Here is a 19,810-nt window from a genome sequence, read left to right on the forward strand (position 1 = left end):
CGCCATGTTCGTCGGTGCCGTTTTCTTCCCCCTCCTGGGCGCGACCCTCGCCGGCTTCTTCGGACGCTGGCTGGGCGACCGGCTCTCCATGTGGGTGTCCGTCGGCTGCATGGTGCTGGCCGCCATCTGCGGCGTCTCGGCCTTCGTCGAGGTGGGGCTGCACTCCGCTCCCCGCGTGGTGACCATTGCCGAATGGATCGATGTCGGCGGGCTGAGCGTCGACTGGGCGCTCCGCTACGACACGCTGAGCGCGATGATGGTCGGGATGGTGACCTTCATCTCGACCTTTATCCATCTCTACAGCGTGGGCTACATGTCCCACGACGAGACCCCGCCGCGGTTCTTCGCCTATCTCGGCCTCTTCACCTTCGCGATGTTGATGCTGGTGACGGCGGACAACCTCGTGCAGCTGTTCTTCGGCTGGGAAGGGGTCGGTCTCGCGAGCTACCTGCTGATCGGCTACTGGTACGATCGGGAGAGCGCCAACCGCGCATCGATGAAGGCCTTCATCGTGAACCGCGTCGGCGATCTCTTCTTCATGCTCGGCATGGCGCTGACCTTCTGGACCTTCGGCGCGCTCACCTTCGGGGACATCTTCGCCCGGGTCGAGGAGATGCGCGGCGCGACCTTCGCCGGGCTGCCTGCCCTGGAGGTCATCTCGGTCCTTCTCTTCCTCGGTGCCTGCGGCAAGTCTGCCCAGCTCGGGCTGCACACCTGGCTGCCGGACGCCATGGAGGGCCCGACGCCGGTTTCCGCGCTGATCCATGCGGCGACGATGGTCACGGCCGGCGTGTTCCTGCTCGCGCGCATGTCGCCCATCTTCGAGTACGCTCCCAACGCGCTCACCCTGGTGACGATCGTCGGCGCCTCGACGGCTTTCTTCGCCGCGACGGTGGGATGCGTTCAGAACGACATCAAGCGCATCATCGCCTATTCGACCTGCTCGCAGCTCGGCTACATGTTCTTCGCGATCGGGGTCGGCGCTTACCAGTCGGCGGTGTTCCACCTCTTCACCCACGCCTTCTTCAAGGCGCTGCTCTTCCTCTCTGCCGGCTCCGTGATCCACGCCATGTCGGACGAGCAGGACATCCGGAAGATGGGCGGGATCTGGACGAAGATCCCCATCACCTACGCCGTGATGTGGATCGGCAGCCTCGCCCTGGCCGGCATTCCGTTCTTCGCCGGCTACTACTCGAAGGACATGATCCTCGAGAGCGCCTTCGCCGCCCACACGGGGACTGGCATGTATGCCTTCGCCATGGGGCTGATCGCGGCCTTCCTCACCGCTTTCTACTCCTGGCGCCTGCTGATCCTGACCTTCCACGGTGCTCCCCGGGCCGATCGCCACGTGATGGAGCACGTGCATGAGAGCCCGGCGGTGATGCTGATCCCGCTTCTCGTCCTCGCCGTCGGTGCCCTGTTCACGGGCGCGGCCTTCTACGAGCTTTTCGTTGGCCATCACGAGGGGGAGTTCTGGAACGGCGCGATCTACACGGCGGAGCACAATCACGTCCTCCACGCGGCGCACAGCGTGCCGGAGTGGGTGCCGCTCGCGCCCACGGTGATCGCTGTGGCCGGGATCGCGCTCGCCTATCTTTTCTACATGTTCGCCCCTTCGATTCCCGCTCGCCTGGCGCAGACCTTCCCAGGGATCCATCGGTTCCTGTTGCACAAGTGGTACTTCGACGAGCTGTACGACGCAGTCTTCGTCCGGCCGTTCCGAATGCTCGCCCAGCTCTTCTGGAAGGTGGGTGACGCGACCATCATCGATGGCCTTCCGAACGGCATCGCGGCCGTAACCTCGGACGCGGCGCGCGGCGTGGCGCGGTTCCAGACGGGCCGCGTGGCGAACTACGCCTTCACCATGATCGCGGGCCTCGTGGTCTTCGTCTCCGTCATCTTTCTGGGCTTCACGCGATGAACGCCGCTGGCTTCCCGCTGCTCTCCCTGCTCACCTTCCTGCCGCTGGCAGGGGCGGTGGCCATCCTCTGCATCCGGGGTGACGAGGCGACCGTCGCCTCGAACGCACGCTGGACGGCGCTCTGGACGAGCCTGATCGTCTTCGTCCTGTCGCTCATCCTGTGGTTCCGCTTCGACCCGCGCGTCGCGGACGCGCAGTTCGTGGAGCAACTCGCCTGGCTGCCCGACTTCGGCGTGAACTACCACATGGGGGTGGACGGCATCTCCGTCCTCTTCGTTCTGCTCTCCACGCTGCTGACGCCGATCTGCATCCTCGCTTCCTGGGAGGGCGTGCAGCACCGGGTGCGCGAGTACATGATCGCGTTCCTCGTGCTCGAGACGATGATGGTCGGCATGTTCTGCGCGCTCGACCTCATCATCTTCTACGTCTTCTTCGAGGGCGTGCTCATCCCGATGTTCCTGATCATCGGGGTCTGGGGCGGGCAGCGGCGCGTCTACGCCGCCTTCAAGTTCTTCCTCTACACCCTCCTCGGCTCCGTGCTGATGCTGCTGGCCATCCTCGCGCTCTGGTTTCGCGCGGGGACGACCGACATCGCCGGGCTGATGGATGTGCCGGTGCCCGCCAACTGGCAGTACTGGATGTTCCTCGCCTTCTTCGCCTCCTTCGCCGTCAAGGTGCCGATGTGGCCCGTCCACACCTGGCTGCCCGACGCGCATGTCGAGGCACCGACGGCGGGCTCGGTAATCCTGGCGGGCGTTCTGCTGAAGATGGGCGGCTACGGCTTCCTGCGCTTCTCCATCCCGCTCTTCCCAGAGGCGTCCGCCTTCTTCGCCCCGCTGATGTTCGCCCTGAGCGTGGTCGCCGTGATCTATACGAGCATTATCGCCTTCGCCCAGGACGACATGAAGAAGCTCATCGCCTACTCCTCCGTGGCGCACATGGGCATCGTTACCATCGGCCTCTTCACCTTCAACCAGCAGGGCATCTCCGGGGCGATCTTCCAGATGCTCTCCCACGGCGTCGTCTCGGGCGCTCTCTTCCTCTGCGTCGGTGTCCTGTACGATCGCGTGCACTCGCGCGAGATCGCGCGCTACGGCGGCGTTGCCAAGATCATGCCTGCCTTCGCGCTGGTCTTCATGCTGTTCACGATGGCCAGCGTGGCGCTGCCGGGCACGGCCGGCTTCCCTGGCGAGTTCCTCGTCATCACGGGCGCGTGGCGCTCGAGCGGATGGGTCGCCCTCGGCGCGGGCATGGGGATGATCCTCGGCGCGGCCTACATGCTGTGGCTCTACCGCCGCGTGATCTTCTCCCGCATCACCAAGAACGAGGTGAAGGGCCTGCTGGACCTCTCGCCGCGGGAACTCGCGATCTTCGCGCCCCTTATCCTGCTCACCCTCTGGATGGGGCTCTATCCCTCATCCTTCACCAATGTCTGGGAGGTTTCGGTCGCGGCGCTGATCGAGCGCCACGAGGCCGCCCTCTCCGTGCCGCGCCTGGCAGGGCTGTGAGACGATGAACTGGACCCTTGCCCTTCCCGAGATTCTCCTCGCCGTCGCGGGGCTCGTTCTGCTGCTCGTCGGTGTCGGGCCCAAGCGCGACATGACCTTTCCGATTACGATGGGCACGCTCGGCGTGCTGCTCGTGGCGGCGGTGCTCTCCATGGCCACCGCCGACGGCGTGGCCTTCAATGGCCAGTTCATTTCCGACAGCTTCGCCCGCTTCGCCAAGGTGCTGATCCTGCTCGGCGCGGCCTCCGGCCTGATGCTGGCGCTGGACTGGAACGAGAAGCAGGGGATCGCGCGCTTCGAGTTCCCCATCCTCGTCCTGTTCAGCACCATCGGCATGATGGTGATGGTGTCGGCGTCCGACCTCATCACCCTCTATATCGGCCTGGAGCTGCTCTCCCTCTCCCTCTACGTGATCGCGTCCTTCGACCGCGACAACGAGCGGTCGGCCGAGGCGGGGCTGAAGTACTTCGTGCTCGGCGCGCTGGCTTCGGGCCTCTATCTCTACGGCGCGAGCCTCACCTACGGCTTCTCCGGCTCCACGAACTTCGCGGCCATCGGCAGCGCCGTCTCGGGTGAGGAGGGTGCATCGCTCGGCCTATTGGTCGGCGTGACCTTCGTGATCGCGGCGCTCGCCTTCAAGATCTCCGCCGTGCCGTTCCACATGTGGACGCCCGATGTTTATGAGGGTGCGCCCACGCCGGTGACCGCCTTCTTCGCCTCCGCCCCGAAGGTCGCGGCCGTCTCGCTCCTCGTGCGCGTGCTGGCCGATCCCTTCGCCGATCTCGCCGCGCAGTGGCAGGGCGTGATCTGGCTGGCGTCCATGGGGTCCATGATCCTCGGCTCGCTGGCCGCGATCCGGCAGCAGAACATCAAGCGGCTGATGGCCTATTCCTCGATCGGCCATATCGGCTACGCGCTGATGGGGCTGGTCGTCGCGACGGATACGGGCCTCCGCGGCGTCATGCTCTACATGGCGATCTACCTCGTCATGAATGCCGGCGTCTTCGCCGTCCTCGTCTCGATGCGGCGTCAGGGGCGCTCGCTGGAGCGGGTGGAGGATCTGGCGGGGCTCGGCCGGACGGATCCTGCCATGGCCATCGCCATGGTGGTCTTCTGCTTCTCCATGGCCGGAATCCCACCCCTCGCGGGCTTCTTCTCGAAGCTCTACGTCTTCCTCGCCGCCGTCCAGGAAGGCTACTGGGTGCTGGCGACGGTCGGCGTCCTCACCAGCGTGATCGGGGCCTACTACTACCTCCGCATCATCAAGGTGATGTACTTCGACACCCCGGCCGGCGCGCTCGATCCGCGCTCGGCTTCCGCCTCGGTCATCCTGGCCGGTGCCGGGCTGTTCAACCTGCTGTTCTTCCTGTTCCCGGCGCCGGTCGTCGCCGCTGCCGGCGCGGCCGTGGCGGCGTTCGCCGGGTGATCCCGTTCCCGGCGGGCTGGAGGGTGCTGGTCCATGACCAGCTCCCCAGCACCGCCGACTTCCTCCGCGCCCGTGCGGAGGAGGGGGAGGGGGACCGGTTCGCGGTCCTGGCCCGCAAGCAGACGGCGGGGCGGGGCACGAAGGGGCGGTCCTGGGCGTCGCCCATTGGGAACCTCTATCTTTCCGTGCTGCTCCGCCCGGCGTCCCAGGCACGCGAGGTGCCCGGTTGGGGGCTGCTCGCGGCCGTGGCGCTCCACGCCGCGCTCGCGCCCTATGCGGGTCCGGGCCTCACGCTGAAATGGCCGAACGATCTGCTCCTGAACGGGGCGAAATGTGCTGGCATCCTCTCCGAGGCGAGCCTTGCGCCGTCGGGCGCGCTGGAGTGGCTGGCCCTGGGCTTCGGTGTGAACCTGGCGCACGCCCCGGCCCTGCCCGACCGGGCCACCGCGGCGCTCCCGGCGCCCGCGCCATCGCCCGAGGCCGCCGCCGCAGCCCTGATGGCCTCGCTCGACCACTGGCGTGCCATACGCGAGCGGGAGGGCTTCGAACCGGTCCTCCGGGCCTGGATGGAGCGGGGGCACGCCCCTGGGGCTCCGCTCAGCGTGTCCGGTCCGTGCGGTCCGCTCACCGGAACTTTCGCGGGGCTGGACCCCTGGGGCGGATTGCGTCTGTCCACCGCAACCGGCATGGAAACGGTCACCGCCGGGGAGGTCTGTCCCTGAGGGGTTCGAGGGAGAAGGTTTGATGCTCCTGGCCATCGATGCCGGCAACACCAATGTCGTCTTCGCCGTGCACGATGGGACCGAGTGGCGCGGCCGCTGGCGCATCGCCACCCGCGCCGACCGGACGAGCGACGAGTACGCGGTGTGGCTGCTCGCTCTCTTCGGGCATCACGGGCTTCCGGCCTCGGCCATTACCCAATGCGCCATCGGGACGGTCGTGCCTGCCGCGCTCTACAGCCTCCGGCGCCTCGCCCGGGAGTGGTTCAACTGCGAGCCCCTGATCGCCCGCGCGGGCAGCGTCGAGTGGGGCTTCGACATCCTGGTGGACCGGCCGAAGGAGGTCGGGGCCGACCGGCTCCTGAATTCCCTCGCCGCGCATCACCACTATCGCGGCCCGCTAATCGTCATCGACTTCGGGACGGCGACCACCTTCGACGTGGTGGGGGAGGGCGGCGCCTATGTGGGTGGCGTGATCGCCCCCGGCATCAATCTCTCCATCGAGGCTCTGCACCGGGCGGCGGCGCGCCTGCCGCGCATCGGGATCGGTCGCCCGCAATCCGTGATCGGGCGGGACACCGTGCCCGCCATGCAGTCCGGGATTTACTGGGGCTATGTCGGCCTGATCGAGGGGCTGGTGGCGCGCATCCGGGCGGAGCAGGGCAGTACCCTGAAGGTGATCGCCACGGGCGGACTCGCCCCCTTGTTCGCCGAGGGCACCACCGTCATTCAACATACTGATCCCGATATCACCTTGGATGGGCTGCGGCTGTTGGCTGCGCGGAACCCAGCACCCATTTTCCGGAAGACAACGCTCCCCGACTCTCTCAAGAACGAGAACGAATGACCTTCGATACGACCGACGACCTCGCCTTCCTCCCGCTCGGGGGGACGGGGGAGATCGGCATGAACCTCAACGTCTATCGCCTGGACGGGCAACTGCTCGCGGTGGACTGCGGCATCGGCTTCGGCGGTGCCGACGCGCCCGAGGCCGAGATCCTGGTTCCCGACCCCGCCTGGCTCGCCGAGAGGCGGGACCGGCTGGTCGGGATGGTGATCACCCATGCCCATGAGGACCATCTCGGCGCCGTCGCCTCCCTCTGGCCCCTGCTTCGCTGCCCGCTCTATGCCAGCCCTTTCGCCAGTGCGGTGCTTCGCCGTAAGCTGGGCGAGGCCGGCCTTCTCCATGAGGTCACGCTCCACACCCTCCCGCTCTCCTCGCGGGTGAAGGTGGGGAACTTCGACCTCCAGTTCCTTCGCGTCTCGCATTCCGTGCCCGAGGCGCAGGCCCTGGCCATTCGCACGCGGCACGGCATCGTGCTGCACACCGGCGACTGGAAGCTGGACCCGAACCCGCTGATCGGCGAGCCGACGGACGAGGCCGGTTTCGCCGCCCTTGGCGAGGAGGGGGTGCTGGCCATGGTTTGCGACAGCACCAACGCCCTGGTGGACGGCCATTCCGGCAGCGAGGCCGATGTGCGGGAGGCGCTGACCGCGCTGATCGCCACGCTGAAGGGCCGCGTCGCCGTCGCCTGCTTCGCCACCAACATCGCGAGGTTGGAGTCCATCACTCACGCCGCCATGGCGGCGGGCCGGCGCGTGGCGCTCTTCGGGCGCTCCCTTCGCAACGCGGATGCCGCCGCGCGGGAGACGGGCTACTTTAAGGACCTTCCGCCCTTCCTCGACGAGGAGGAGGCGGGCTACCTGCCCGATGACGAGCTGCTGCTGATCTGCACGGGAAGCCAGGGCGAGCCCCGCTCGGCCCTCGCCAAGATCGCGGCCGACACCCATCCCCAGATCTCGCTCGGCGAGGGTGACACGGTGATCTTCTCCTCCCGGATGATCCCCGGGAACGAGAAGGCCATCATGAACGTGGAAGCCGCGCTCTACCGGGCGGGCTGCCGGGTGATCACCCCGGATTCGGAGCACCCGGTCCATGTGTCCGGCCACCCCGCGAAGGAGGAGCTGCGCCGCCTCTACGACCTCGTGAAGCCGCGCCACGCCGTGCCGGTCCACGGGGAGTGGCGCCACCTGCAGGAGCACGCCGCCCTCGCGCGGCAGTTCGGCGCCATCCCCCATCTGATCGAGGACGGCGACGTGCTCCGCCTCGGCCCCGACCCCGTGGAGGTCTCCGAAACCGTGCAGAGCGGCAAGCTGGCCGTGGACGGGTCGCGCCTGCTTCCCCTGGAAGGTGGGGTCCTGGGCGCGCGGCGGCGGATGCTGTTCAACGGGGTCGTCGTGGGCTCGCTCGCCGTCGACGATGCCGGCAGGGTCCGCGGGACGCCGCAGATCTCGGCTCCCGGCCTGTTCGAGCAGGGGGAGGAGGCGCCGGCGCAGATCGCCGCCGACCTCGCGCGGCTCGTCAACGACTTGCCGGCACCTCTTCGCCGCGAGGACTCGGCCCTGCGGGAAGCCGCCCGGACGGCACTCCGCAAGGCCATCGGCCGCCGGCTGCGCAAGCGGCCCCTGGTCGAGCTGCACCTTCTCCGGGTCTGACCTCGCGTGGGTACCGGAATGGGCTGGGTCACGGGGATCGTCGTCTATTTCCTCGTGTGGTGGACGGTGCTCTTCGCCGTCCTCCCGCTCGGGATCAGCCCTGATCCCGAGGCGGAGGCCACGGGTGGCTGGCGTGGCGCTCCCCGGCGGGTCCGCGTGCTGCGAGTAGTCCTGCTGACCACCATCCTTTCGATTCTCGTCTGGGTGTTCATCGAATGGTTAGTTCGGGCTGATTGGCTGTCTTTCCGGGAAGGTTGGCTAGCAAAGCCCAACGATTAGGCAATTGCTAACAAGGGGAGCTTAACAGCCCAACGATGGTGCATCTGGGTGCTTAGATCGCCCATTTTTTGGCCGACCGCACTGCAATAGAACTTCCGGCCAGGGCGGGAACGCAGCATCATCGGGACATGGAAGAGGGCTTTTCCTCTTCCGCCGTGTGACTGGCGTTTCCTCCCTAAACTCGGGCCATCCTTCGGGACGGCCCTTTTTTTTGCCCGCCATCCGTGACCCGCGGCCTCCTTCACCGCGGATTCAGGCGAGGGGGCGATACCGCCACGCCGCGATCCGCTCTAGGTTGCGCGCCTCACGCCATCCGGAGCTTCTCGCCTTGCGCCTGTCCCGCGCCTTCCTGCCCACCTTGAAGGAGACGCCCGCCGAAGCGCAGATCGTCTCGCACCGGCTGATGCTGCGCGCCGGCCTCATCCGCCAGACCAGCGCCGGCATCTATGCCTGGCTGCCGCTCGGGCTGCGCGTGCTGCGGAAGGTGTCCGAGATCGTGCGGCAGGAGCAGGACCTCGCGGGGGCGCAGGAGATCCTGATGCCGACCGTCCAGCCCGCCGAGCTCTGGCGCGAGAGCGGGCGCTACGACGACTACGGCAAGGAGATGCTCCGCATCACCGACCGGCACGACCGCGAGATGCTCTACGGCCCGACCAACGAGGAAATGGTCACGGACATCTTCAAGAGCTACGCGAAGTCCTACCGGGACCTGCCGCGCAGCCTCTACCATATCCAGTGGAAGTTCCGGGATGAGATCCGCCCCCGCTTCGGCGTGATGCGCGGCCGCGAGTTCCTGATGAAGGACGCTTACTCCTTCGACCTCGACGCCGAGGGGGCGCGGCAGTCCTACCGGCTGATGTTCCGCGCCTATCTCCGTACCTTCGCGCGCATGGGGCTGAAGGCGATCCCGATGCAGGCCGATACAGGCCCGATCGGCGGCGACCTCTCCCACGAGTTCATCATCCTCGCCGACACCGGGGAGAGCGTCGTCTACCTGCACAAGGACCTGCTGGAATTCGACGTGCTCGCCCAGGACCCCACCGGCACGGGCGATCCCTCGCCGGTGGTGGATTTCTGGACCAGCCGCTACGCCGCGACGGACGAGAAGCACGACGAGGCCGCATGGGAGGCTATCCCGGCAGAGTCGCAGGTGACGGCGCGCGGGATCGAGGTCGGGCACATCTTCTACTTCGGCACGAAGTATTCGAAGCCCATGGGGCTGACGGTCGCGGGACCGGACGGCACGCCCGTCGTGCCCGAGATGGGCTCCTACGGCATCGGCGTCTCCCGCCTGCTCGCCGCCATCATCGAGGCCGGGCATGACGAGGACGGCATCATCTGGCCGGACGCGGTCGCGCCCTATGCCTGCGCCATCCTCAACCTCAAGCCCGGCGACGCGGCGGCCGACGCGCTCTGCGAGAAGCTCTACGCCGCCCTCGGCAGCGAGGCGGTGTATGACGACCGGCCCGAGCGCGCCGGCGCCAAGTTCGCCGATGCCGACCTCATCGGCTATCCCTGGCAGGCCATCATCGGCCCGCGCGGCGCCGCGAAGGGCGTGGTGGAGCTGAAGCGCCGCGCCACGGGAGAGCGGCTGGAGCTGCCACTCGACGAGGCGCTGGACCGGATCAGGGCGGGCCTCGGGGCGACGGGCGCCTGATGTTCTCGCCCTTCGAGCGCGCCGTCGCGTTCCGCTACCTGCGCGCCCGCAAGGGCGAGCGCTTCGTCTCCGTGATCGCGATCTTCTCGCTCGTGGGCATCGCGCTCGGCGTGGCGACCCTCATCATCGTCATGTCCGTGATGAACGGCTTCCGGCAGGAGTTGCTCGGCCGCATCCTCGGGCTGAACGGCCATCTCGGCGTCTTCTCGCAGGACAACTCAGGGCTGCGCGACTTCGACGACATCGCGGCCCGCATCCGGCAGCTTCCCGGCATCGTCTCGGCCACGCCGATCGTCGAGGGGCAGGTGCTCTTCACCAGCGAGAACGGGGGCGCCACGGGCGGCCTCGCCCGCGGCATCCGGCCGGAGGACCTGCGCGCGCGCCCGCTGATCGCGGGCAACATCCGGGCGGGCGACCTCTCGCGCTTCACGGGCGACGACACGATCGTCATCGGCACCCGCCTCGCGCGCCGGCTCGGGCTGCGGATCGGCGACCGGATCACCCTGGTCTCCCCCCAGGGCCGCGCCACCGTCGTCGGCACCGTGCCGCGGCTGCGCGCCTATGAGGTGGTGGCGATGTTCGAGGCCGGGATGCAGGAATACGATTCGAGCTACGTCTTCCTGCCCTTCGGCGCCGCCCAGGTCTATTTCCAGCAGCGCGAGGCGGCGACCCAGGTGGAGGTCTTCGTCCAGGACCCCTCCCGCGTGCGGAACTCGACGCGCGCGATCTTCGAGGCGATGGGGGCCCGCCCGGTCCGCGTGCTGGACTGGCAGGACTCCAACTCCTCCTTCTTCAACGCGGTGCAGGTGGAGCGGAACGTGATGTTCCTCATCCTCACCCTCATCATCATCGTCGCGGCCTTCAACATCATCTCGTCCCTCATCATGCTGGTGAAGGACAAGGGCAGGGACATCGCGGTGCTCCGGACGGTGGGCGCCACGCGGGGCGCCATCCTCCGCATCTTCCTCCTCGCCGGCGCTTCCATCGGCGTGGCGGGCACGCTGATCGGCTTCGCCATCGGCCTCGTCTTCTGCCTGAACATCGAGAACATCCGGCAGTTCCTCCAATCCCTGACCGGCACGGAGCTGTTCAGCGCGGAGATCTACTTCCTCACCCGCCTGCCCGCCGTGGTCGACCCTGTGGAGGTGGCGCAGGTCGTCGGGATGGGCCTCGGCCTTTCGCTCCTGGCGACGATCTACCCGTCCTGGCGCGCGGCACGGCTGGACCCGGTGGAGGGCCTTCGCAATGGCTGAGCCGTCACTCGCCCTGCGCGGCGTCGAGCGCCGCTACCGCACGGAGGCCGGCGAGTTGCCCGTTCTCCGGGGCGCCGATCTGGACCTGCGCGCGGGGGAGATCGTGGCCCTCGTCGCGCCTTCCGGCACGGGCAAGTCCACGCTGCTGCACGTGGCCGGGCTGCTGGAGAAGCCGGATGCCGGCCAGGTGCTGGTGGAGGGGCGCGACAGCGGCAGACTGGGGGACGACGACCGCACCGCCCTGAGGCGCGGCACGATCGGCTTCGTCTACCAGTTCCACCACCTCCTGCCGGAATTCACGGCGGAGGAGAACGTGGTGCTGCCCCAGCTCGCCGCCTCGCGCGGGCGGCGGGAGGCAGAGGCGCGGGCGAGGGAGCTCCTGTCCGCCTTCGGCCTGGACCACCGGCGCGATCACCGGCCGGGCCGCCTTTCCGGCGGCGAGCAGCAGCGCGTGGCCATCGCGCGGGCGCTGGCGAACGGCCCGAAGGTGCTGCTGGCGGACGAGCCGACCGGCAACCTCGATGTCGGCACGGCCGACCTCGTCTTCACCGAGCTGCTGGAGGCCGTGCGCGGTCGGGGCCTCGCCGCGCTGATCGCCACTCACAACCCGGAGCTGGCCGCGCGCATGGACCGCACCGTGACCCTGCGGGACGGGTATGTCGTCGGCGGCTGACCTGCCGCCGGTGATCCGGCTGAACGCGACGGGCGGGCTGGGCAATCGCATGTTCGAGTGCCTGTTCGCCCACCGCCTCGCCGCCGAGCTGCCCGGCGCGGTGCTGACCGGCTCGGCGCTGCCGGAATGGGGGATCGCTTTTCCGGCGCGTCCGCTGCCGCATCCCTCCATCACCATCCAGGGGCATCGCCCGGATTTGCCGCGCCTCGGGATGCTCGTGCGGCAGGGTCTTCTGCGCGGGATCGAGACGAACTGCCTTGCCTGCCGCATGGACCTGCTCCCGCCACTCGACGTCGCGCACGCGCTGTTCCCGGCGGAGGTGGCGGAGGTGGCTTATGGCGACGACGCCCTCGTCATCAACCTTCGCCTGGCCGAAATCCTCGGCCCGCGCCACAAGGACTACCGGCCGCTCCCGATTGCCTATTACGACCGGCTCATCGCCGGGACAGGGCTGCGCCCCGTCTTCATCGGCCAGCTCGGGGACGATCCCTACAGCACCGCCCTCCGTGCCCGATACCCGCGGGCGGAGTTCGAGCGCTCGCGCGGCGCCATGGCGGATTTCGCCGTGCTGCGCTCGGCGCATCACCTCGTGCTGCCCGTCAGCACCTTCTCCTGGCTCGCTGCCTGGCTCTCGGAGGCGAGCACGATCCATCTCCCGCTGATCGGCTTCTTCCACCCGAAACGCCGGCCTGAGGTGGACCTCGTTCCCCTGGCCGACCCGCGCTACCGCTTCCACCTGTTTCCCGCGGATGCGTGGACCGGTACCGACGAGGCGTTGCGGGGCGCGATCGAGGGCAAGGAGGCGGGAGTGGAGATCAGCGCGCGCGACGCGGCCTCGCTCGTCCATGGCGTGATCTGGGGCGACTGACCCGCTCGCCCGGCCGGGGGCGAATCCCTATATACTGGCCGACATGTCCGCCAGCTTCGTCCATCTCCACGTCCACTCCGCCTATTCCCTCGCCGAGGGCGCCATCAAGGCCGACAAGCTCCCCGGTCTCGCCCGCAAGGCCGGGATGCCGGCGCTCGCCCTGACCGACACGGCGACGATGTTCGGCGCGCTGGAGTTCAGTCAGTACGCCACGAAGGAGGGCGTGCAGCCCATCATCGGCTGCCAGCTCTGGCTCGCTCGCGCGCGGGAGGCCGACCGCCCCGAGGCCGCGCGCCTGCCGCCCGACCCCGTTGTGGCGCTGGCCATGGACAGGCCGGGGCTGGAGAACCTTCAGCGCCTCTCCTCCCTCGGCTGGCTCGGCGAGGACCCCTCGGGCAAGCCCGCCATCAACCTCGACCAGCTGCGCGAGAACGGGGCCGGCATCTTTCTCCTGACCGGCGGCACGCACGGCCCGCTCGGCCGGCTGCTGGCGGAGGGGCGGCGCGCCCAGGCGGAGGCGCTGCTCGCCGCCTTGCGGGAGGCTTATGGCGACAACCTCGCCGTGGAGCTCACGCGCCACGGCACGGATCACGACCGCGCGGTGGAGCCGGGCCTCCTGGCCATCGCCGATGCCGCCGCCGTGCCGATCGTGGCGGCCAATGACGTGTACTTCGCCAACGCCGCCGCGCATGAGGCGCATGACGCGCTGCTCTGCATCGCCGAGGGGCGCACCCTGGCCGAGCCCGACCGCCGCCGGCTGACGGCCGAGCACTGGTTCAAGCCGCCCGCCGCGATGCGCGAGCTGTTCCGCGACCTTCCCGAGGCCTGCGACAACACCCTCGCCATCGCGCGCCGCTGCGCCGTGATGGCCGAGACGAAGAAGCCGGAGCTGCCGGTCTGCCCCAAGGTGCAGCCCGGCATGACCGAGGCCGAGACGGTGCGGGACATGGCCAAGCGCGGCCTTGAGGCGCGGCTGGACGCCCAGGGCACGCCCGAGGAGAAGCGCCCGGAATACCGGGAGCGGCTGGAGTTCGAGCTCTCGGTCATCGAGAAGATGGGCTTCTCCGGCTACTTCCTCATCGTGGCCGACTTCATCCAGTGGGCGAAGGCGCATGACATCCCCGTCGGCCCCGGGCGCGGTTCGGGCGCGGGGTCGGTCGCTGCCTGGTCGCTGCTCATCACCGATCTCGACCCCCTCCGCTTCGGGCTGCTCTTTGAGCGCTTCCTCAACCCCGAGCGCGTCTCGATGCCCGACTTCGACATCGACTTCTGCCAGGACCGGCGGGAGGAGGTGATCAACTACGTCCGCCAGGAATACGGGCCGGACCGGGTGGGCCAGATCATCACCTTCGGCCGCCTCCAGGCGAAGGCGGTGGTGCGCGACGTCGGCCGCGTGATGGGCATGCCCTTCGGCCAGGTGAACAAGATCGCCGAGCTGATCCCCTTCAACGCCGCCAAGCCGCCCACCCTCCAGGAGGCGCTGGACGGCGAGCCGCGCCTGCGGGAGATGCGCGAGACGGACGAGAACGTCGACCGCCTGATGCAGACGGCGCTCCAGCTCGAAGGCCTCTACCGCAACGCCTCCACCCATGCCGCGGGCGTGGTGATCGGGCGGCGTCCGCTGATCGAGATCGTGCCGCTCTACCGCGATCCGCGCAGCGAGATGCTGGTGACGCAGTACTCCATGAAATACGTGGAGAGTGCGTCGCTGGTGAAGTTCGACTTCCTCGGGCTGAAGACGCTGACGGTGCTCCAGCGCGCGCTCGACATCCTGAAAGGGCAGGGGGTGGAGGTCGACCTCACCGCCATTCCGCTGGACGACGCGAAGACCTACGAGATGCTTGCCCGCGGCGATGCGGCCGGCGTGTTCCAGTTCGAAAGCCAGGGCATGCGGGACGTGCTCCGCATGATGCGCCCCGACCGGTTCGAGGACCTGATCGCCGCCGTCTCGCTCTACCGCCCGGGGCCGATGGCCAACATCCCGGCCTATTGCGCGCGCAAGCACGGCCAGGCCTGGGAGCCCGCGCATCCTGCCATGCGCGGCCTGGTGGAGGAGACCTACGGGATCCTCGTCTACCAGGAGCAGGTGATGCAGATCAGCCAGGAGCTGGCGGGCTACTCGCTCGGCGGCGCCGACCTGCTGCGCCGCGCCATGGGCAAGAAGATCCGCTCGGAGATGGAGGCGCAGCGCAAGATCTTCGTGGATGGCGCGACGAAGAACGGCATCCCGGAGGACAAGGCGGGCGAGATCTTCGATCTCATGGAGCGCTTCGCGGAGTACGGCTTCAACAAGTCCCACGCCGCCGCCTACGCGCTCGTCTCCTACCAGACGGCCTGGATGAAGGCGAACCATCCCGTCGAGTTCCTGGCCGCCATCATGTCGCTCGACATGACCAACACGGACAAGCTCGCCTCCCACCTGCAGGAGGCCTCGCGCCTCGGCATCAAGGTGCTGCCGCCCGACGTGAACCGGAGCGACGCCGAATTCGCGGTGGAGCCCCGGAAGACGGAGGACGGGGCTGACGTGAAGGACATCCGCTTCGCGCTCGCCGCGGTGAAGCGCGTGGGCCTGACCGCGATGCAGGACCTCGTCCGCGCGCGGAAGGAGGGCGGGCGCTTCCGGTCGCTCACCGACTTCGCCGACCGGGTGGACCCGAAGCTGCTGAACAAGATGCAGGTGGAGAACCTCGCCCGCGCCGGCGCCTTCGAATCCCTCGATCCCAACCGCGCCCGGGTGACGGAGGGGGCCGAGGCGATCCTCCGCCGCGCCCAGGCGGCCGCGGAGGACCGGAGCAGCGCCCAGATCGGCCTCTTCGGCGCCCCCGGCTCCTCGGCCGACACCCCGCCCCTGCGGCTGCGCGACATGCCCGACTGGCCGCAGCTCGACCGGCTGGCCCAGGAGGCGGAGGCGATCGGATTCCACCTCTCCGCCCATCCGTTGGACGAGTACAAGGACGTGCTGCGGAAGCTGAATGTCTGCCCCATCGCGCGGATGACCGAGCGCGCCCAGGCCGGGGCGGCGCGGCTGAAGCTCGCCGGCACGGTGATCGGCACGAAGGAGCGCACGACGAAGACGGGCAGTCGCATGGCCTGGGTCCGCATCTCGGACGCGAGCGGCAGCACGGAGGTGACCTGCTTCTCCGAGATCCTGGGCAAGTGCCGGGAGATGCTGGTGGAGGGCAACGCCGTCCTCTTCACCTCCGAGGTCAAGGCCGATGGCGAGGCCGTGCGCCTCACCGCCCTCGATTGCGAGCCGCTGGAGCGCGCGGCACAGTCCGTCGGCGCCGGGCTGCGGATCGAGATCGCGGCGATGGAGGCGCTGACCCCGCTCCGCAGCCTTCTAGAACGTGAGGGGAAGGGCAGGGGAGAGGTCGTCATCATCCCCCGCACCGGCCCCGGACAGGAGGTGGAGCTGAGCCTGCCCGGCCGCTGGAACGTCTCGCCCCGGCTGGCGCAGGCGCTGAAGGTGATCCCCGGCATCGAGGCGGTGGAGGCCGCGTGATCCTCCCTGAAACCGAGAAGGCGAGGCGGGCGCTCGAGGACGGCTTCCTCGCCGGGGTCGATGGCGGCCCGCCGAGCCACCCCCTTCCGCCCGATCTGCACGACCTGCGCCCGGAAGCCCTCTCGGCCGCCTCCGGCATCACGGACCACGCCCTGCTCGCCCGGCTCGTCGATGCCGGGATCGAGGGGGACACGCTGATCGCCCTCTCCCTCATGCCGCTGGTGGCCGTCGCCTGGGCGGACGGCTCGCTGGACGAGAGGGAGGGCGGGGCCGTGCTTCAGGCCGCGGCGGATTCGGGGCTGGAGCGGGGCGGGGCCGCCTTCACCCTTCTCCAGGAATGGCTTGCCGCCCCGCCCGCCCATGCCCTCATCGAGACCTGGCGCGCCTATATCCGGGACCGCTCGGCCGCGATGGACCCGGAGGCGCGGCAGGCCCTCAGGATCCACGTGCTCGGCCGCGCCCGTCGCGTCGCGGAGGTGGCGGGCTGCCTCCTCGGCCTTCATCCCCAGGTCTCGCCGGCCGAGGTCGCCATGCTGGAACGGCTCGAGGCGGCCTTCCGCTCCTGAGGGGCTGCGGCCCATTGGAACCCGGCCCGGCCGTGCCCAACCTCCTTCAGCGAGGGCACCCCGATCGCGGGGCGCCGCATTGGAGGAGCGACGATGAGAGGGGACTTCCTGGACGAACGCCGCCGCGCGCTGGAGGAGGCGTTCTTCGCCCGCCACAATGACGAGCTGATCCGCCGTCTCCGGGCGGGGGACCCCGGCCGTACGGAGAAGGAGCGCCTGGCCGAGGTGTCGGGCCTGCATGACGACGCCCTGCTGGAGCGTCTGGTCGCCCTCGGCATCCGCGGGGCCACCTTCGCGGCGCTCTCCCTCGTGCCGCTCGTCGTCGTCGCCTGGTCCGACGGCACCCTCGGCGAGCGCGAGCGCGAGGCGATCCTCGGTGCGGCGCGCGGCGCCGGGCTCGGTCCCGAGGGCGAGCAGCTTCTCTCCGGCTGGCTGTCCCGGCCCCCGCCGCCGGAGCTGCTCCCGGCCTGGACCGACTACGTCCACGCCCTCGGCCCGGAGGCCCGGGCGGTGCTGCGCCGGCAGGTGATGGACCGCGCGACGGGGGTGGCCGAATCCGCGAACGGCCTGGTCGGGCTGTTCAACGGCATCTCCCCCAGCGAGCGCGCCGTGCTGGACCGGCTGAACGCCGCCCTCTCCGCCTGATCGCCGCGGCGGCGCAAGCCTGCCACGGTGCGGGCAGGTTCGCCCCGGCGCGGGGCAGGTTTGCCCCGGACGGGGCGCCCTTGCCCCGCCGCGCCCGCCATGCCATATCGCGCGCGCCGGACGCGGGACGCCCCTGTGGTGCCTTCCCATGTCCGGCAAATCCGCACGCGGCGCGCCCTTCCGAGACAAGCGGCAGGGTCCGGTCCTCCATTCGGAGGCTCAGCGCCGCGGAGGCCCAACCGGATCCCATCGGAAGGAAGGAACCGCCACCATGGCGATGCCCGACGTTACCCTGCGCGGCCTGCTCGAGGCCGGCGTCCACTTCGGCCACCACACCCGTCGGTGGAACCCGAAGATGGCCCCTTACATCTTCGGCGTCCGCAACCAGGTCCACATCCTCGACCTGCAGCAGACCGTTCCCCTGCTCGACAGCGCGCTGCGCACCGTGCGCAACGTGGTGGCCGGCGGCGGCCGCGTGCTCTTCGTCGGCACGAAGAAGGCTGCGGCCGACTACGTGGCCGAGGCGGCGACGCGCTGCGGCCAGTACTACGTCAACCACCGCTGGCTGGGCGGCATGCTCACCAACTGGAAGACGATCACCGGCTCCATCAAGCGCCTGAAGCAGATGGACGAGCAGCTCGCCGGCAACACCCAGGGCCTCACCAAGAAGGAGATCCTGATGCTGACCCGCGAGCGCGAGAAGCTCGACCGCGCGCTGGGCGGCATCCGCGAGATGGGCGGCCTGCCCGACCTGATCTTCGTGATCGACACGATCAAGGAGAAGCTGGCGATCGAGGAGGCCAACAAGCTCGGCATCCCCGTGATCGCCGTCTGCGACTCCAACGCCGATCCCTCGGGCGTGGCCTTCCCGATCCCGGGCAATGACGACGCGATCCGCGCCATCAACCTCTACTGCGACATGATGGCGGCCGCCGTGTTCGACGGCATCTCGGCCGAGCTGTCCGCCTCCGGCGTCGATGTCGGCGCCCAGGCCGACCTGCCGGTGGACGCGCTGCCGGAGGAGGAGGTGCTCCCCGGCGCCGGCGCCATCCCCGAGACGCTCGGCGGCGCCGAGGTGGCCGACGGCCCCGTTCTCGCCGGCGCCCAGTCCAGCCGCACGGCGGGCCTGGACACGGAGAGCCTGGAACAGATGGTGCAGAACAACCGCGACGACGGCACCAACGCCGGCTGATCGCCCGCGGGCCGCGCGGGGCTTTCTCGCGCGGCTCGCAAGGACATGAACGCGCCGGGGTGGTCATGCCGCCCCGGCGTGTCGCATACACGGCGCCGGTTCGCCCCTGCGGGCCCGGTGCGCCCAGAAGACGGAAGACGAGAGATGGCCGAGATCACGGCAGCCATGGTCCGCGACCTGCGCGAGAAGACCGGCGCGGGCATGATGGACGTCAAGAAGGCCCTGGTGGAGAGCAACGGCGACGCGGAGGCCGCGATCGACTGGCTGCGCAAGAAGGGCCTGTCCGCCGCCGCCAAGAAGTCCGGCCGCGTGGCCGCCGAGGGACTGATCGGCGTCGCCTCCGCCGGCACGAAGGCCGCCATGGTCGAGGTGAACGCCGAAACCGACTTCGTGGCCCGCAACGAGGGGTTCCAGGGTCTGGTCGAGGCGGTGGCGAAGGTTGCCCTCGAGGTCGGCGAGGACGTGGAGGCCATCAAGGCTGCCCCCTATCCCGGCGCCGGGCACAGCGTTGCCGACGAGGTCACCCGCCTGATCGCCACGATCGGCGAGAACATGACCATCCGCCGCGCGAAGGTGTTCTCCGTCGGCTCCGGCGCCGTGGCCACCTATGTGCACTCCGCCGTGAAGCCGGGGCTGGGCAAGATCGGCGTGCTGGCCGCGCTCGAGGCCGCCGACGGCGGGGACGCCGTGCTGACGCTCGGCCGCCAGATCGGCATGCATGTCGCCGCCGCCCGCCCGGAGGCGCTGGACATCTCCGCCGTGGACTCCTCGGCCCTGGAGCGCGAGCGCGCGGTGCTGACCGAGCAGGCCCAGGCCTCCGGCAAGCCCCCCGCGGTCATTGAGAAGATGGTCGAGGGCCGCATCCGCAAGTACTACGAGGAAGTGGTGCTGCTGGAGCAGGTCTGGGTGCATGACGGCGAGAGCCGCGTGAAGGCCGTGGTCCAGAAGTCCGGGGCGCAGCTGGTGGGCTTCGCCCGCTTCCAGCTCGGCGAGGGCATCGAGAAGGAGACCTCGGACTTCGCCGCCGAGGTGGCCGCCGCCGCCGGCACCGCGGGCTGATCCCCGCCGCGGGCCCCGCGCCCGCCCGGCCCGCCTCTCATCGCGA

The 19,810-nt window shown here is 69.4% G+C and carries 15 protein-coding genes and 1 pseudogene; all 16 read left to right on the plus strand.

Annotated elements, in window-relative coordinates; translation table 11 throughout:
• Nucleotides 1-4: 4 nt before the first annotated feature.
• On the plus strand, nucleotides 5-1,921 hold the full coding sequence (gene nuoL, locus FHS87_RS07215) for an NADH-quinone oxidoreductase subunit L (RefSeq protein WP_184515557.1): 1,917 nt from the start codon (nucleotides 5-7) through the stop codon (nucleotides 1,919-1,921).
• Nucleotides 1,918-3,429 carry an NADH-quinone oxidoreductase subunit M gene (locus FHS87_RS07220; protein ID WP_184515560.1) on the plus strand — a complete coding sequence of 504 codons (1,512 nt, stop codon included), beginning with the start codon at nucleotides 1,918-1,920 and terminating at the stop codon, nucleotides 3,427-3,429. The genes nuoL and FHS87_RS07220 overlap by 4 nt, the downstream gene beginning before the upstream one ends.
• Before the next feature lie 4 nt (nucleotides 3,430-3,433).
• A complete protein-coding gene (gene nuoN, locus FHS87_RS07225) occupies nucleotides 3,434-4,855 on the plus strand; it encodes an NADH-quinone oxidoreductase subunit NuoN (RefSeq protein ID WP_184515564.1) in 1,422 nt (473 codons plus the stop codon).
• Complete coding sequence (locus FHS87_RS07230) at nucleotides 4,852-5,577, plus strand: biotin--[acetyl-CoA-carboxylase] ligase (protein WP_312861907.1); 726 nt, start codon at nucleotides 4,852-4,854, stop codon at nucleotides 5,575-5,577. Before nuoN ends, FHS87_RS07230 begins: the two co-directional genes overlap by 4 nt.
• 22 nt (nucleotides 5,578-5,599) lie before the next feature.
• The gene (locus tag FHS87_RS07235) at nucleotides 5,600-6,421 is read left to right on the plus strand and encodes a type III pantothenate kinase (RefSeq protein ID WP_184515567.1); all 822 of its coding nucleotides are present in this window, start codon (nucleotides 5,600-5,602) and stop codon (nucleotides 6,419-6,421) included.
• Entirely contained in the window at nucleotides 6,418-8,070 is a 1,653-nt protein-coding gene (locus FHS87_RS07240) for a ribonuclease J (RefSeq protein ID WP_184515570.1), read from the plus strand. Before FHS87_RS07235 ends, FHS87_RS07240 begins: the two co-directional genes overlap by 4 nt.
• 18 nt (nucleotides 8,071-8,088) lie before the next feature.
• The gene (locus tag FHS87_RS07245) at nucleotides 8,089-8,349 is read left to right on the plus strand and encodes a DUF1467 family protein (RefSeq protein ID WP_184515573.1); all 261 of its coding nucleotides are present in this window, start codon (nucleotides 8,089-8,091) and stop codon (nucleotides 8,347-8,349) included.
• Nucleotides 8,350-8,677: 328 nt separating this feature from the next.
• A complete protein-coding gene (gene proS / locus FHS87_RS07250) occupies nucleotides 8,678-10,006 on the plus strand; it encodes a proline--tRNA ligase (RefSeq protein ID WP_184515576.1) in 1,329 nt (442 codons plus the stop codon).
• A complete protein-coding gene (locus FHS87_RS07255) occupies nucleotides 10,006-11,259 on the plus strand; it encodes a lipoprotein-releasing ABC transporter permease subunit (protein WP_184515579.1) in 1,254 nt (417 codons plus the stop codon). The genes proS and FHS87_RS07255 overlap by 1 nt, the downstream gene beginning before the upstream one ends.
• Nucleotides 11,252-11,932: an ABC transporter ATP-binding protein gene (locus FHS87_RS07260; protein WP_184515581.1), complete on the plus strand. Its 681-nt coding sequence runs from the start codon at nucleotides 11,252-11,254 to the stop codon at nucleotides 11,930-11,932. Before FHS87_RS07255 ends, FHS87_RS07260 begins: the two co-directional genes overlap by 8 nt.
• On the plus strand, nucleotides 11,916-12,800 hold the full coding sequence (locus tag FHS87_RS07265) for an O-fucosyltransferase family protein (RefSeq protein WP_184515584.1): 885 nt from the start codon (nucleotides 11,916-11,918) through the stop codon (nucleotides 12,798-12,800). Before FHS87_RS07260 ends, FHS87_RS07265 begins: the two co-directional genes overlap by 17 nt.
• A 43-nt stretch (nucleotides 12,801-12,843) precedes the next feature.
• Nucleotides 12,844-16,302 carry a DNA polymerase III subunit alpha gene (gene dnaE / locus FHS87_RS07270; protein ID WP_184515587.1) on the plus strand — a complete coding sequence of 1,153 codons (3,459 nt, stop codon included), beginning with the start codon at nucleotides 12,844-12,846 and terminating at the stop codon, nucleotides 16,300-16,302.
• The gene (locus FHS87_RS07275) at nucleotides 16,299-16,868 is read left to right on the plus strand and encodes a hypothetical protein (protein ID WP_184515590.1); all 570 of its coding nucleotides are present in this window, start codon (nucleotides 16,299-16,301) and stop codon (nucleotides 16,866-16,868) included. The genes dnaE and FHS87_RS07275 overlap by 4 nt, the downstream gene beginning before the upstream one ends.
• Nucleotides 16,869-16,961: 93 nt before the next feature.
• Nucleotides 16,962-17,513, plus strand: a complete 552-nt coding sequence (locus tag FHS87_RS07280) for a tellurite resistance TerB family protein (RefSeq protein ID WP_184515593.1) — start codon at nucleotides 16,962-16,964, stop codon at nucleotides 17,511-17,513.
• 271 nt (nucleotides 17,514-17,784) lie between these two features.
• Nucleotides 17,785-18,555, plus strand: a pseudogene (gene rpsB, locus FHS87_RS07285) (30S ribosomal protein S2); the annotation flags it as partial.
• Between the two features lie 294 nt (nucleotides 18,556-18,849).
• Nucleotides 18,850-19,764 carry a translation elongation factor Ts gene (gene tsf, locus FHS87_RS07290; protein ID WP_184515598.1) on the plus strand — a complete coding sequence of 305 codons (915 nt, stop codon included), beginning with the start codon at nucleotides 18,850-18,852 and terminating at the stop codon, nucleotides 19,762-19,764.
• Nucleotides 19,765-19,810 lie beyond the last annotated feature (46 nt).

The organism is Muricoccus pecuniae (assembly GCF_014199205.1).
Lineage (GTDB): Bacteria > Pseudomonadota > Alphaproteobacteria > Acetobacterales > Acetobacteraceae > Roseomonas > Roseomonas pecuniae.

What these genes read in the sequence shown, in the direction of transcription:
- FHS87_RS07235 (WP_184515567.1), top strand. Translation starts at nt 5,600, where the DNA reads ATGCTCCTGGCCATCGATGCCGGCAACACCAATGTCGTCTTCGCCGTG.
- FHS87_RS07280 (WP_184515593.1), top strand. Translation starts at nt 16,962, where the DNA reads ATGAGAGGGGACTTCCTGGACGAACGCCGCCGCGCGCTGGAGGAGGCG.
- dnaE (WP_184515587.1), top strand. Translation starts at nt 12,844, where the DNA reads ATGTCCGCCAGCTTCGTCCATCTCCACGTCCACTCCGCCTATTCCCTC.
- FHS87_RS07245 (WP_184515573.1), top strand. Translation starts at nt 8,089, where the DNA reads ATGGGCTGGGTCACGGGGATCGTCGTCTATTTCCTCGTGTGGTGGACG.
- tsf (WP_184515598.1), top strand. Translation starts at nt 18,850, where the DNA reads ATGGCCGAGATCACGGCAGCCATGGTCCGCGACCTGCGCGAGAAGACC.
- FHS87_RS07255 (WP_184515579.1), top strand. Translation starts at nt 10,006, where the DNA reads ATGTTCTCGCCCTTCGAGCGCGCCGTCGCGTTCCGCTACCTGCGCGCC.
- FHS87_RS07265 (WP_184515584.1), top strand. Translation starts at nt 11,916, where the DNA reads ATGTCGTCGGCGGCTGACCTGCCGCCGGTGATCCGGCTGAACGCGACG.
- FHS87_RS07240 (WP_184515570.1), top strand. Translation starts at nt 6,418, where the DNA reads ATGACCTTCGATACGACCGACGACCTCGCCTTCCTCCCGCTCGGGGGG.
- FHS87_RS07260 (WP_184515581.1), top strand. Translation starts at nt 11,252, where the DNA reads ATGGCTGAGCCGTCACTCGCCCTGCGCGGCGTCGAGCGCCGCTACCGC.
- FHS87_RS07220 (WP_184515560.1), top strand. Translation starts at nt 1,918, where the DNA reads ATGAACGCCGCTGGCTTCCCGCTGCTCTCCCTGCTCACCTTCCTGCCG.
- nuoN (WP_184515564.1), top strand. Translation starts at nt 3,434, where the DNA reads ATGAACTGGACCCTTGCCCTTCCCGAGATTCTCCTCGCCGTCGCGGGG.
- nuoL (WP_184515557.1), top strand. Translation starts at nt 5, where the DNA reads ATGTTCGTCGGTGCCGTTTTCTTCCCCCTCCTGGGCGCGACCCTCGCC.